Origin of the sequence: Apilactobacillus sp. EABW-1NA (assembly GCF_030398685.1) — a bacterium.
GTDB lineage: Bacteria > Bacillota > Bacilli > Lactobacillales > Lactobacillaceae > Apilactobacillus > Apilactobacillus waqarii.
Genome location: NZ_JAPDKO010000031.1, coordinates 1 through 12,944 on the forward strand (window position 1 = coordinate 1; position 12,944 = coordinate 12,944).

Annotated in this window: 12 protein-coding genes; 4 read left to right on the forward strand and 8 right to left on the reverse strand. The window is 38.3% G+C overall.

The genetic code is table 11. The features are described 5' to 3' along the window. Nucleotides 1–4 precede the first annotated feature (4 nt). Nucleotides 5–97: an IS3 family transposase gene (locus OEZ61_RS08255; protein WP_080719905.1), complete on the forward strand. Its 93-nt coding sequence runs from the start codon at nucleotides 5–7 to the stop codon at nucleotides 95–97. A gap of 38 nt (nucleotides 98–135) precedes the next feature. On the opposite strand, the gene OEZ61_RS07300 is transcribed toward OEZ61_RS08255, so the two are convergent. The 5 genes from OEZ61_RS07300 to OEZ61_RS07320 all read right to left on the reverse strand — a co-directional run bounded on the left by OEZ61_RS07300 (nucleotide 136) and on the right by OEZ61_RS07320 (nucleotide 5,345). After that, on the reverse strand, nucleotides 136–906 hold the full coding sequence (locus OEZ61_RS07300; RefSeq protein WP_034531433.1) for an ATP-binding cassette domain-containing protein: 771 nt from the start codon (nucleotides 904–906) through the stop codon (nucleotides 136–138). Next, nucleotides 899–1,795, reverse strand: coding sequence for an ABC transporter permease (locus tag OEZ61_RS07305; RefSeq protein ID WP_053795734.1), 897 nt, complete (start codon nucleotides 1,793–1,795; stop codon nucleotides 899–901). The genes OEZ61_RS07300 and OEZ61_RS07305 overlap by 8 nt, the downstream gene beginning before the upstream one ends. After that, nucleotides 1,792–2,787: a tryptophan ABC transporter substrate-binding protein gene (trpX, locus tag OEZ61_RS07310; RefSeq protein WP_034535206.1), complete on the reverse strand. Its 996-nt coding sequence runs from the start codon at nucleotides 2,785–2,787 to the stop codon at nucleotides 1,792–1,794. The genes OEZ61_RS07305 and trpX overlap by 4 nt, the downstream gene beginning before the upstream one ends. Before the next feature lie 376 nt (nucleotides 2,788–3,163). Next, nucleotides 3,164–4,804: an APC family permease gene (locus OEZ61_RS07315; protein ID WP_034535204.1), complete on the reverse strand. Its 1,641-nt coding sequence runs from the start codon at nucleotides 4,802–4,804 to the stop codon at nucleotides 3,164–3,166. 166 nt (nucleotides 4,805–4,970) lie between these two features. After that, on the reverse strand, nucleotides 4,971–5,345 hold the full coding sequence (locus tag OEZ61_RS07320; protein ID WP_053791973.1) for a VOC family protein: 375 nt from the start codon (nucleotides 5,343–5,345) through the stop codon (nucleotides 4,971–4,973). 197 nt (nucleotides 5,346–5,542) lie between these two features. Here OEZ61_RS07320 and OEZ61_RS07325 point away from each other — a divergent pair, with 197 nt between their 5' ends. Then, nucleotides 5,543–7,096, forward strand: a complete 1,554-nt coding sequence (locus tag OEZ61_RS07325) for an ABC-F family ATP-binding cassette domain-containing protein (protein ID WP_034531619.1) — start codon at nucleotides 5,543–5,545, stop codon at nucleotides 7,094–7,096. Between the two features lie 286 nt (nucleotides 7,097–7,382). Here OEZ61_RS07325 and OEZ61_RS07330 read toward each other — a convergent pair whose 3' ends face one another. The 3 genes from OEZ61_RS07330 to OEZ61_RS07340 form a co-directional block, all read right to left on the reverse strand. Next, entirely contained in the window at nucleotides 7,383–8,192 is an 810-nt protein-coding gene (locus OEZ61_RS07330) for a hypothetical protein (RefSeq protein WP_034531443.1), read from the reverse strand. 118 nt (nucleotides 8,193–8,310) lie between these two features. Continuing rightward, nucleotides 8,311–9,222, reverse strand: a complete 912-nt coding sequence (locus OEZ61_RS07335) for a proline iminopeptidase-family hydrolase (protein ID WP_290047270.1) — start codon at nucleotides 9,220–9,222, stop codon at nucleotides 8,311–8,313. 36 nt (nucleotides 9,223–9,258) lie between these two features. Continuing rightward, on the reverse strand, nucleotides 9,259–11,679 hold the full coding sequence (locus OEZ61_RS07340) for a Xaa-Pro dipeptidyl-peptidase (protein WP_290047271.1): 2,421 nt from the start codon (nucleotides 11,677–11,679) through the stop codon (nucleotides 9,259–9,261). Between the two features lie 141 nt (nucleotides 11,680–11,820). On the opposite strand from OEZ61_RS07340, the gene OEZ61_RS07345 reads away from it, so the two are divergent. Beyond that, nucleotides 11,821–12,237: an NUDIX domain-containing protein gene (locus tag OEZ61_RS07345; RefSeq protein WP_034535195.1), complete on the forward strand. Its 417-nt coding sequence runs from the start codon at nucleotides 11,821–11,823 to the stop codon at nucleotides 12,235–12,237. Nucleotides 12,238–12,240: 3 nt separating this feature from the next. After that, nucleotides 12,241–12,795, forward strand: coding sequence for a guanylate kinase (locus OEZ61_RS07350; RefSeq protein ID WP_057175900.1), 555 nt, complete (start codon nucleotides 12,241–12,243; stop codon nucleotides 12,793–12,795). Nucleotides 12,796–12,944: the final 149 nt, after the last annotated feature.

The following is a 12,944-nucleotide window of genomic DNA, read 5'->3' on the forward strand; positions in this document are numbered from 1 at the left end:
ATATATATCTTATTACAACAATTATCGTATAAAACAAAAACTGGGAGGAATGTCACCGGTTGAATACCGGATCAATTCCTCCCAGAAAATAGCATAACCATCTTCCAATTTTAGGGGTTCAGGTCACTTCTTTTTTTATTGAATATCGTTGAAGAATGTAAGTAGTTCTTCTTTGGTTAGTTTTTGCTTTTCTTCACCTGAGATGTCGTATGAAATCTTTCCTTGGTGTAGTACCAATAGGCGGTTTCCATACTTCAATGCATCTTCTAGGTGGTGGGTAATCATAAGACAGGTTAGGTTTTGTTCCTTGATGGTTTCATCGGTAATGTCCATTAGGTTTTGGGATGTCTTAGGATCCAATGCAGCGGTATGTTCATCTAGTAGTAAGATACCTGGTTTCTTGATGGTTGCCATTAAAAAACTCAATGCTTGGCGTTGTCCACCAGATAGACTACCGGTGGCGGTGTTTAAACGATGATCTAAGTTGTTGTTCATCTTAGCGGTGATGTCTTTGAAACGTTTCATTTCACCTTTTAGCTTACGAGGTACTAGGTGATGGTGATCACCACGTTTTTCAGCAAGCAATAGGTTTTCAGCAACTGTCATACGAGGAGCAGTTCCTAGCTTAGGGTCTTGGAAGACACGGCTTAAAAATGATGTGCGTTTAACAACTGACATGTTAGTGATGTCTTTATCCTTGTAGATAACTTGACCAGAAGTAGGGCGAAGGTTACCACCAATGGTGTTGAATAATGTTGATTTACCAGCACCGTTGGAACCTAGAATTGTGATGAAGTCACCTTCATGAATGTCTAGGTCAACGTGATCTAAGATGTTTAATTCTTCTGGAGTATCTTCGTTAACAGTCTTTACGACGTCTTTTAATTGAAAGATTGTCTTAGTCATTTTTTAGCCCCCTTTTCAAGACATGTTTTAGATGGAAACGACTTTCGAATGCGGGAAGACCCATGAAAATCGCAAGTAGGATTGATGAGATTAAGTTCAAGTCGTTGGCGTTGAAACCAAGTTGTAGAACTAGTAGTAATACTAGACGGTATAAAATACTGCCGACAATTACGGCAACTAGACGTTGGTTCATGGTTAAATCACCGAAGATAACTTCACCAATGATGATTGATGCTAGGGCAACAACGATGATACCGATACCCATGTTAACGTCGGAGTAACCGTTGTTTTGGGCAACTAAAGCACCACCTAGGGCGATTAGTCCGTTAGATACACTCACACCCATGATTTTCATGTTATCAGTGTTGATACCTAATGATTCGGCCATGTTTTCGTTATCACCGGTGGCGATGAAGGCTTGACCTAAATCAGTTTGTAGGAAGTAAATAAGAATTAAAGTTACGACAGTGATGACTACGAAACCAACGAAGACACCATCGAAGTAAGGTGGTAATGATTGTAGAAACTTACCGCTTAGTAAGGTAGGTAGACCTAATAGTGATTGGTTAGGCTTACCCATGATGCGAAGATCGATTGAGTATGAGGCAGTCATTACTAAGATTCCGGCAAGTAGTACAGGAATCTTGGCTTTAGTGTATAAAAGACCGGTAACAAGACCAGCGACACATCCAACCAAGAAGGCTAGGATAGTAGCTAAAACTGGATTGACACCATGAGCAATTGCTGTAACAGCAGTTGCAGCACCCATTGGGAAAGTTCCTTCAACGGTCATATCAGGGAAGTCTAGAATTCTAAATGTTAGGTAAAGACCAATTCCGATTACTGACCATAATAGTCCTTGTCCGATTGCTGAAATAATTAAACTCATTTGTAAATCACTCCGTTTCTTTTGGCTTCCTTAAGTAGGTAGTCAGGAATCTTGATACCAAGTTTCTTGGCTTGGCCTAAGTTGATTGCTAGATCACCATGATTTAGCTTTTCGATTGGCATGTTGGCTGGGTTAGCACCTTTTAGAACGCGAGCTGCCATCTTACCAGTTTGCACACCTAGCTTGTATTGGTTCAAACCAATGGTAGCTAATGCACCTTGCTTAACAACAGTTGAAGCAGTAGGGAAGACGGGCACGTTCTTGGTGTTAGCAACGTTTACTAATGTCTGGATTGCTGAAGCAACGGTGTTGTCGTTTGGTACGTAGACGGCATCAACGTTTTGCACCATTTGAGTAGCAACTTGGTTTAAATCGTTAGTGTTTGAAATTGAGTACCCCTTAACGTTAACGTGTTCCTTCTTGCATAGTTCAACGAATTGATGATATTGAGATGTAGCTGAGTCATCGCTTGATGTGTAAATTACCCCTAGAGTATGTAGATTAGGCATAATTTCTTTGATTAGCTTTAATTCTTCCTTCATTGGAGGAAAATCTGAAACACCGGTAACTTGACGACCTGGGTGTTCATTTGAATCAACTAAACCAGCTGACTTAGGATCAGTAATCGCACCTAGAATAAGCGGGGCGTTTTTAACTGTGTTAGCTAGTACTTGCGCTGATGGGGTGGTGATACCGATTGACATGTCGACGTTTTCGGTTGCAAACTTAGAACTCATTGTCTTTAAGTTTCCTTGGTCACCTTCTGCGTTTTGAAAATCAATATTGATGTTTTTACCTGGAATGTAACCAGATTCCTTCAATCCATCGATAATTCCTTTATGGATAGCGTCTAAAGCGGGATGTTCTGTAAGTTGCAAAATCCCAACAGTAGGGGTATGATCACGGCTGATCTTGTGTGGTTGTTTTTCTTGGTAAAAACCAAAACCTAGTAATACGACTAGGACAAAAATGACTGTATAAAGTCTTTTCATAACTTATTCTCCTTTTGGCATAAAGCTTAAAATGTTACATAAATGCAATAAAAAAACGGATAACCCAAGACACTACAGGTTACCCGTTCTTTTTGCCTGTGGTGTTTGAATCATATCCGCACAGGCTTATTTATTCGTGAGAAAGAAGCCGGTACAGATGCGCTTAATGATTGCATCATAAGTCGCATCTATACTAGTAATGCGACCTATAGGCACCAGCTTTGCCAACGAGAACTTAGATTTTTTGATAAAATATTCTTCATTGGTTCTTTCTCCTCTCATTTAAGTTAAGTTCATTTTAAGTTTAAGAATTATAATTGTCAAGAAATAAAATACCGGACAAATAAAAAAGAACACCAAATGGTGTTCTTATGCTTTATTTGTCTTCTTTATTTTCGTCAGTTGGTTCATCTTCATATGCGTCTAGATTGATTTGGTCATTGACCACTTTAGCATTATGAAGATCAGTACTTACCATTGAACTGGAAATTCCCCATCTGTAGAAAGCTAGGGAAACAATAATAATCACAACGAAGTCCAATGGATATGGAATCCAGTTTTGACCACCGAATGGTGCTGAACCTACGTATGACATTACTGAGATGAAGATCAGGTAACCAATCATCCAGAAACTTCCAGCGAATTGGTTCTTTGTCTTCTTCCAGTCAGTTTTCCATTCAAAGTAGAAGTAGAATGGAAGACCTAATAGAATAACTACGATAACCTTGACGGTTGTTGGCCACATTGCCCAGTATGCAGCTAAACTAGCTAACACGAAAGCTAATGGTGCCATGAATTGTAGCATTCTCATACGAATTGGACGTTTGAAATTAGGTGCCATTTTTCTCAATGATGTTACTGTAACTGGACCAGTTAAGTAAGCAATCAATGTTGAAGTAGAAATAACACTTGCTAGAGTGCCCCAACTTCTAAATAGAGCAACTAGTAGAACAGAAATGATCATGTTAACAACCATCGCAATTCTTGGAACACCCCAACGTTCATTGATTTTACCTAAGAACTTAGGCATGTGTTCATTTTGAACCATAGCGGCTAATGTACGACTTGTTTGAGCAACAAATGAAACACCAGTACCGAATGGTGAAATGAAGGCGTCAAAGTATAGCAATACGGCAAGCCAATGTAGACCTAACATAATTGCTAAGTCGGCGAATGGTGATTCGAAGTTGATACCATGCCAACCTACCTTGGCAAGTACTGATGGTTCTACGGCACTAATAAATGTAAATTGTAGGGCAACATAGATAACAATACTAATAGCCAATGAAATGGTAATACCTAAAGCGATATTACGTTTAGGGTTCTTAATTTCTTTTCCCATGTTAATAACAACTTGGAATGCATTGTATGAGAAAATAATTCCTGAAGCTGTTGTAGCTGAGAAAATAGCAGCGCTACCATAAGGCATGAAGCCTTGTGATGCGAAGTTTCCACCATGGAATCCAGATAGGATTAACATGATGATAGTAAGTAGCGGAATTCCTAGTTTAAAGATTGAAATAAAACTAGTGAATTTAGCTAGTAAATTAACAGACCAATAATTTAATAGCGTGAAGACTAATATGAAAAGAAAAACGACAAATAAACCTAGATTAGAAATTTCTCCATTAACGATAAAACCGTGAGTCCAATGAGCCCATTTCCATGGCCATGAACCCATATATTGGGTAGCGGCAACGGCTTCGATTGGGATCAAGGTTACTAATGATACCCAGTTAGACCAGGCAGCAATAAAACCTAATAGAGACCCGTGAGTGTATTGAGCATATTTACTCATACCACCACTTTCGGGGAACATTGAACCTAGTTCGATGTAGTTAAAGGCGATAGCACCAATAACAATAGCACCGATTACCCATGAGATGATAGCGGCTGGACCAGCAACACGGGAAGCTTCCCATGAACCGAATAACCAACCTGAACCAATAATGGAACTAAGTCCCAACATTACAATTTGAAATAAACCTACTTTTCTTGATTTCTTATTTTTTTTCATAAAACTCCTTTCATGGTCTTTGAGTATACTAACAAAAATCCATGTCCATGTAAAATGTTTAAAGACCTACCATGACACAGTTTTTGCTGCTTATTGGGCATAATAATAACGTTTGTTAGCACTTAAAATTAATTAAAAAAACTGTGATATTGATTATAATTCTTAATTAATATTCACAAATTTCAATTACATTTTTTTCTGGATCATTTATGAAAAGTGAATTCATTGGTCCATTTGAACCATGAACTTTTTTGGGGCCGTCGATGATGGTAACGCCATAGTTGGCTAAATGGGCACTTAAGTCCGTTAATGAGTCCTTCACAATGATGCAGAATTTAGATGAACCCGGCGTAGGATTTTCCGGGACATTATCGTCACTGTCATTTTGAAGGAAGATTAGTTTTTGCTTGCCAAGTTGGAATTCAAGTCTGTCATCAGTGAATTCAATGATTGGTAAATCTAAAACTTCATGGTAAAAACGCATGCATAGCTTTAGATCATTGGCAAAGATTGTAATATGGTCAATATCTTTGACCTTCATTATGATCATTCCTTTTTAAATTTTTTACAGAGTCAATTATACCATTATAAAGGAAAATATAACGATTTAATGTTGCTTGAACCGCCGAAAAATTGACGTTTGTCCCTAAAATGTGTTAATTTTGTAATTATATATAAGTACGGAATAGAAAAAAGGAGAAAAAGACTGTGGCTTTATTAGATGTTAAAGATATCAGTATGGGTTTTGCCGACAAAAAGCTATACGATGAAGCAAGTTTTACCCTTAATAAGGGTGAACATATGGGAATTGTTGGACAAAACGGGGTAGGAAAATCAACTTTGATTAAGATTATTACCGGAGTGGAATTGCCAATCTCAGGTTCAGTTAAGTGGCAAAACAATGTTAGCGTTGGGTACTTGGACCAATACGCTGATATTCCAGAAGGAATGACATTGATTGATTTTCTGCACACTGCTTATCAAGACCTATACGATAAATCAAAGCATATGCAAGAATTGTATGAACAATATGCAGAAAACTTTGATGACAAGTTATTGGAACAAGCAGGAAGAATTCAAGAAGAACTAGAAGCAAAACGCTTCTATGATATTGAGACCGAAATTGAACGAGTAATCACTGGTTTAGGTCTAGATGATGTCAAACGTGATCAACAAATCACTAACATGTCAGGTGGACAACGATCAAAGATTATCCTAGCTAAGTTAATTCTAGAAAATCCAGACGTTATCTTACTTGATGAACCTACTAACTATCTAGACGTTGCTCATATTGCGTGGTTGGAAGACTACATCAATGGTTTTGACGGTGCCGTAATGGTAATTTCCCATGATTACGACTTCTTGGAAAACGTTACTAACTGTATCGTAAACATCGCCTTTGGTAAAATTACCAAGTACCGTGGTGACTTCAAGTCAGCCATGCGTCAAAAGGCTGAACGTGAAATGGTTCAACAAAGGGAATACGATAAGCAACAAGTGGAAATTGAAAAGGCCAAAGCTTTCATTAGAAAGAATAAGGCTGGTTCAAAATCAACAATGGCTAAATCAAGAGAAAAGATGCTATCACATATGGAATTGGTTGATCCACCTTCGACTAACATCCATGCATCATTTAACTTCCCATACGAAGACACTGGTTCACAAAATGCGTTGGTTGTCGACGAACTATCAGTTGGTTATGACAAACCATTACTAAAACCAGTTAGCTTCTCGGTTAATACTGATGAAAAGGTTGGTTTCCAAGGATTTAACGGGGTTGGTAAGTCAACTCTAATCAAGTCCATTCTAGGAATCCTAGAACCAAAGGGTGGGAAGGCAACATTCTCACCATCAGCTAAGGTTAGTTACTTTAGTCAAGATTTGGTATGGAGCAACAACAATGAAACTCCAATGCAAATCATTCAAAACAAGTTCCCTAAGTTGGAGCAAAAAGAAATCAGAACAAAACTTGCTAAGTGTGGTTTGGATTCAGCAAATGCTTCCAAGCCAATCGGCGAATTATCCGGGGGAGAACAAACCAAGGTTAAACTAGCGATGTTGGAATTCACTCCATCTAACTTCTTAATCATGGACGAACCTACTAACCACTTGGATGACGAAACCAAGGAATCACTAAAACACGCGATTAATAACTTCCCTGGAAATGCAATTATCGTATCTCACGAAACTAGTTTCTATAATGGACTAGTGGACAAGGTCTTAGATGTTGAAAAACTAAGTCTAAGGGATGCCGACGAAATTGCCAAAGCACAAGGACAAGTAAATAACTAATTACAATAAGGAGGCGGACAACATCTATAATAGTCGAAAAGTGTGGCTAATCATCGCAGATATTATGATGTTGCTTTGGGCGCTTATATGTATTGAATGGTTAACCGTCAAAATTATTTTCATCGCCTTAGTATTATTCTTCGGCGGTCGCAATTTATACATTGACGATGGCCAATTGATCGATACGAGATACAGTGTCATAACAGCTGCCTGTTTTTCTTTATTTATTTTAATTAGTTTGTTTTAAACCAAAAAAGGACCTACCAGAATATGGTAGGTCCTTTTTTTACATAAAGTTACTTGGTTCGTCAGCGTAGTCATTCATAAAGTTTTTAGCATCACTGTATGAGGCAAACTGACTGATGATGGTGATATCTTCTTTGTGTTGTCGGTCGTTTCGATAGTTGACCTGTTTAACCAAGAAGTATTCCTTAATATCATCTAGTGCCTGTGATTCATTGTTTCTTACATATATTTGGAGGTAAACGTGTTGGTTGGAGAATTCCAATTCACGTTTTGATAGCTTAATGTACCCCTTAGAATTCAATTGATTTTGACGGGGATGCTTTTCCGCAAGAGCATTATCGCTGTTACAGAAGTAAACTAAGAACCAGTAAATATTCAAGAAGAACATGAATAGGGCAAAACAGTTTCTAAACAGTGTTTGCCAGAAGTCTGATCCAGCCGCATATGATCTGGCTTCAACGATAAATTTAAAGTCAATTAGACTTTCTAGATTAGTAGCAAGCAAACAAACAGTAAAGACGATAATCCAGACATATTTGTATAGCTTGATTAGTTGGCGCCAGAAGTTGTGATGCAGGTTATCTAGATAGCGATGGTGCATCGAAGCTTCTGATACTAAGAATAATCCGCACAATAGAATGAAACAGATTAATGGAATTTTGTAACTCGTAATTAAGTAGAAAATACTTAATAGGAAGTTATTCATTGAATTAGTTAGAAAAGACGGTACTCGGTATCCAAAGATTTCAAGGACAACAAGGATAATTGCGCCTTCTCTGAATAGGTTGATGAATCGTTCAACGCTGTTACTGTTGGTTCGATTCAACACAATATTATAGACGTTTTGCATTTTGATGAACTCCTTTAATTCAGTAAAGATAGTTATACCACGAAAACATTAAAAATAATATAAAAAAAGACCTAGTAGGTCTTTTTTTCTTTCAGAACTTCAAAGTTTCAGAGAGTTCTTACTTATTAAATGTATCGTTTTCCACTTCACGAATAAAAGTAGCTAAATGATCGTAGTAAACGGGGGCGTTATCAATCATATGATGATGACCAGCGTTAGGAGTTGATACAAACTTAGCGTTTGGAATCATCTTAGCCATACGTTTACCAGTTTCAACAGGCATTGATTCATGTTCACCGAAGGTAACTAGGGTAGGCACATGGTTTTCTGATAGATGATTAGTGTTGTGCCATTCACCTAATTTACCAGTGATAACGAATTCGTTGTCACCTTGGAACTTGTTGTAAATATCAGTGTTGGATACGCTGATTAAGTGTTCCAACTTAGATGGTTGTTTACGGTCGATGTAACCCTTGTTTAGTTGGTCAACATCGTTTTGGTAACGTTCGTTGTCGTAGTCGTTTTCAGCTTCACACTTCTTCATGAATGCTAATTCGTCAGGAGCAAATTCCTTTTCACGAATTTCATCTAAGTGCTTAGTGTAATCATCAATGTCATCAACCATTGATGAGATGATGGCACCCTTTAGGTGGTCACCATATTTTTGTGCGTATAGTTGAACTAACACACCACCCCAAGATTGACCGATTAAGTAGAAGTCATCTAGACCTAATTTTTGTCTAACTTCTTCAACTTCGTCAACGTAGTAGTCGTAAGTTAAAATCTTGTCAGCAACCTTAGGGTCTGAAAAATCAGGGGTATCGGAATACCATGAACCTAATTGATCGTAGTAGGTAACGGCAACATCTAGACCTTGTTTCTTCAATTGGTCAGCTGAGTCTTCCCAGTATTCGTGGGTTCCACCAGGGCCACCGTGTAGGGCAAGTAAGTTAATCTTACCTTCACCAGAAGTGTGGGTCCATAAATGGTAGCCATTATCTAAAGTGATAATTTTTGTTTGTTGTTTCATGACAATCCCTCGTTTCAATCTAAATTATTATTAATACTAGTCCTTGTTGAAGGGTAGTTCAACCGCTGAGTCTGATAAATCGATGGTGTACTTCACATCTTGGTTACCACGAATTGACTTGTCGAAGTCTGTTGAATAGATTACAACAGCTAGTTGGTGGCCAGCCTTAACCTTGTATACATTTGGTTGTAAGTCAAAGTTAACTTCGTAGAATTCGTCAGCTTTTAGATCATTTACTTGGTAAGCATTGTTTCTGTTTTGCATGTTGATGTGACCTTCAGCAATCTTCTTGAATGGAGTCTTCTTACGACTCATCTTGAATTCGCGAAGGTTATCTTCACGCCATAGGTAGCCTAATTGAATCTTAGCGTGGTCAACAGATTCTGGTTGAGCGTTTAATCTGAAGTCTTCACCTAAATCGATTAGTTGAGCACTCAACATACCGAAGTCTTTTGATGATGATGCGGTCAAGTGGATGTGAGCCTTACCGTTGATAGTGACATCCTTTAGAAGTTTGTCGAAGGTAAAGATGACACGGTTGTCGTTGATAGGAGCATCGCTTCCACCAATTACCAAGTCGTTTTCCCACTTGTTGATGTCATTGCAGTATGCTCCAAAGTCCTTTTCATCTAGTGAGTCTGAGAAACTAACCTTGTCGTCAGTAACTTCAGAATCATCTGATGGTTTAGCTAATTCAAAACGTTTTAGGTTTTCATCTTCGTCGAATTCATCGATTGCATACCAGTTTTGGTCAGTCGCATTGTCTTGAACCAAGATGTTAGGGATTAGGTTGTCGGCATCGTTTTCAACTTCCATCAACTTGTTGGTGAACCATAGGTTGACCATGTCTGTGAAATCAAGTGATTGGAATGCGTTGATATAGATGTGTTGACCTTGATGTAAAATCATCTTCTTTGAGATGTTTAATGGGTCAACGGCATGCCAGATGTTTGCGACATTAATTGGTTTGACGTTTTCGTCGTTTAAACCGTGAATGAAGAACATGTCAGCCTTAATCTTCTTAGCGTCGTTTAGGTAGTTACGCTTGTTCCAAAAGGCGTTGTAATCACCAGAATTACGATCTTGTTCATTAGTGATGTTAGTTAGTTGGATTTCCCATTTCTTTTCGTTCTTGATGTCTTCGGCAGCTGACTTTTTACGACTGTAAGTTTCGGCAGCTAATACATCGGCATCTTCACCTTGGAAGCCACCTGGAGCCATTACTAGTCCGTTTTCACGGTAGTAGTCATACCAACTAGAAATAGCGGCTTCAACTAGGCAGGCCTTTAGTCCGGCAACACCGGTTGTGGCAGCGGCGATTTGTAAGGTACCTAGGTAAGAACGGCCAGACATTGCGACGTTTCCGTTTGACCAGTAGGCTTCGATTTGGTTGTTGTCGGTACGGTTAGTAAAGGCAACACGGTTGCCGGCAAGCCATTCGATAACGGCAGTTGCTGAGATGGTTTCATACTTGTCACCAGTGGTTCTAAAGCCATCTGATTCGTAAGTTCCGATTCCAGCGGAGTAGACAACGGCATATCCACGAGCCAAGAAGTAATCGTTTAGAGTGTATGATTGTTCACGGCTAAATGTTTGTTCAGACTTTCTAGTCTTACCTTCAACGTTACGTGCGGCAGGTAGTTCTGGTTCTTTTTCCTTCTTATTAATGTCCGATAGAGACACTGTGTTGGGTTCTTTGTGCTTAAGTCCTAGGTTAACGTTGTAAGTTAGCTTTTCACCGTCGGCATCGTTGGTGCCTTGATTGTAAGGACTAGCGGTAAAGATGACCGGAACGGGTTTCTTGTTGCTTTCTTTTGGGCGAACGATTTCAGTCTTTAGTAGGTCTAACTTACCGTCATTGTCGGTATCCATTGGTGCTTCAACGTAGACAACTTCACGAATTAGGTTGTTAGTGTCATAGACTGGCATACTCTTACCGTTGAAGATAAGTGGTTTGTCGAATTGGTTGTAGTTTTGGGCGAAGTAACCTTCACCGGCTAGGTAGTCGATTAAAGTCACACCGTATTTAGTGTGGGTATTCAATAGAAGATACCATGCACAAATCACGTCGTATAGGCTCATTGGATCATGAACGTCGGCGACTGGTAGATTTAGAGTTTGCATCTTAGTGATAGAGTTATCGATTAAGAAGTCTTCACCGACTGTGAATTGTAGAAGTTGTAACGCAATGTTGTAAAACGCAATCTTGGATAGTGGGGCGTTTTTGTCTAGGTAGGTTAGTGCGTCATCTTCAAAACTAGCCATGATTTGTGAAATTTTTTGTCCTCGGATGGCTAAACTTTGTGAATCTAAAAAGTAAGTCATCAAGAAGTGTTTTAATAATGCTGATGGATTGTCAATTTTATCAGTTTCTTCATCTAAGAAATGAATAGCGCGTAATTCGTTCTTAGCAACTTTTAAATTGTAATCAGCAATTGCATATTGATGATTTTTCATAATTATTCTCCTAACTTATGTATAGGTTTGTTTTCATTATATCAGATTAAGCAAAACATCTATTCAGTTTTACTGATAAATACTTAATGATAATCTATCAAAATGATATAATGATAGCAAATCAAATGTGGAGGGATGATTATGGTAACAGAGATTGACGGAGGTGCCATCGTGTACCGCGTAGTTGATAATAAGCCAGTCTACCTATTAGAAAAAAGTGCTACTAGTGACTTCTGGGGATTTCCTAAGGGCCACGTTGAAGGCGATGAAACGCTAGAACAAGCAGCAATTAGAGAAATTAAAGAAGAAACCGGCATTGACGCCACTATTGATACCGAATTTAGTATTGATGCAAACTATGACATGAAAAATGGTCACCATAAAGTGGTTACTTTCTATACTTCTCAAGTTGATAGTGATAAAGTAACGCTACAAGCTGAAGAAATCAGCGACTATGTCTGGGCTCCTTTTGATGAAGCAATGAAGATCGTTACCTTCGATAACCTAAAAGACATTTTGAAACATACTAACGAATACATCGTAGAAAAGCTGGGATAGCCAATGGATGCAAAGAAATTAATAGTGATTACCGGTCCGGCGGGAAGTGGTAAGACTTCTCTTCGCGACTACGTGATTGACAAATACCACGCAGCTAAAGTAATTACGCATACCACAAGAGCGCCACGAGATGGTGAACAAAATGGTATTGATTATTATTTTGAAAATAACGAATCATTTAATCAATTGCATTTATTGGAACACGTTGAATATTCACATGCCAAGTATGGATCCTCAATGGAAGGAATCAACGAAGCATGGACTAAAAATGATTTAGCAATTATTGTTTTAGATACATTGGGTGCAGCTACATATAAGGAAAAACTAGGGGATCAAGCAATCGTTTTGTTTGTCCAAGTCAACGACCCAGTTATCTTACGTGAACGAATGATTAAACGCGGTGATGACATCGAACGTGTCAATCAACGAATTCGCAGTAATGAATACAAACGCGATATTGAAATCCCAGACAACTTAAAGGATGTAGCCACTATCATTGAAAATAATGATTGGCAAAAAGCACAAAACCAAGTTGATGAATTAATTAAAACCATTTAAAAAAAGACCTAACTTAAAGTTAGTGAACTGAACCCCTTGAGTTGGAGAAATCTAACCTAAGGGGTTCTTTTATGTTTTCTAAAGAATTAAAATTAGCTGCCATTAAAGATTATTATAATGGTTTAGGATTTACAAAAATTATTAATAAG

Excerpts from the sequence above, each read along its gene's own strand:
- OEZ61_RS07340 (WP_290047271.1), bottom strand. The coding sequence starts at position 11,679 with ATGAAAAATCATCAATATGCAATTGCTGATTACAATTTAAAAGTTGCT.
- OEZ61_RS07325 (WP_034531619.1), top strand. The coding sequence starts at position 5,543 with ATGGGTTTTGCCGACAAAAAGCTATACGATGAAGCAAGTTTTACCCTT.
- OEZ61_RS07350 (WP_057175900.1), top strand. The coding sequence starts at position 12,241 with ATGGATGCAAAGAAATTAATAGTGATTACCGGTCCGGCGGGAAGTGGT.
- OEZ61_RS07320 (WP_053791973.1), bottom strand. The coding sequence starts at position 5,345 with ATGAAGGTCAAAGATATTGACCATATTACAATCTTTGCCAATGATCTA.
- OEZ61_RS07335 (WP_290047270.1), bottom strand. The coding sequence starts at position 9,222 with ATGAAACAACAAACAAAAATTATCACTTTAGATAATGGCTACCATTTA.
- OEZ61_RS07345 (WP_034535195.1), top strand. The coding sequence starts at position 11,821 with ATGGTAACAGAGATTGACGGAGGTGCCATCGTGTACCGCGTAGTTGAT.
- OEZ61_RS07330 (WP_034531443.1), bottom strand. The coding sequence starts at position 8,192 with ATGCAAAACGTCTATAATATTGTGTTGAATCGAACCAACAGTAACAGC.
- OEZ61_RS07305 (WP_053795734.1), bottom strand. The coding sequence starts at position 1,795 with ATGAGTTTAATTATTTCAGCAATCGGACAAGGACTATTATGGTCAGTA.
- OEZ61_RS07315 (WP_034535204.1), bottom strand. The coding sequence starts at position 4,804 with ATGAAAAAAAATAAGAAATCAAGAAAAGTAGGTTTATTTCAAATTGTA.
- trpX (WP_034535206.1), bottom strand. The coding sequence starts at position 2,787 with ATGAAAAGACTTTATACAGTCATTTTTGTCCTAGTCGTATTACTAGGT.
- OEZ61_RS07300 (WP_034531433.1), bottom strand. The coding sequence starts at position 906 with ATGACTAAGACAATCTTTCAATTAAAAGACGTCGTAAAGACTGTTAAC.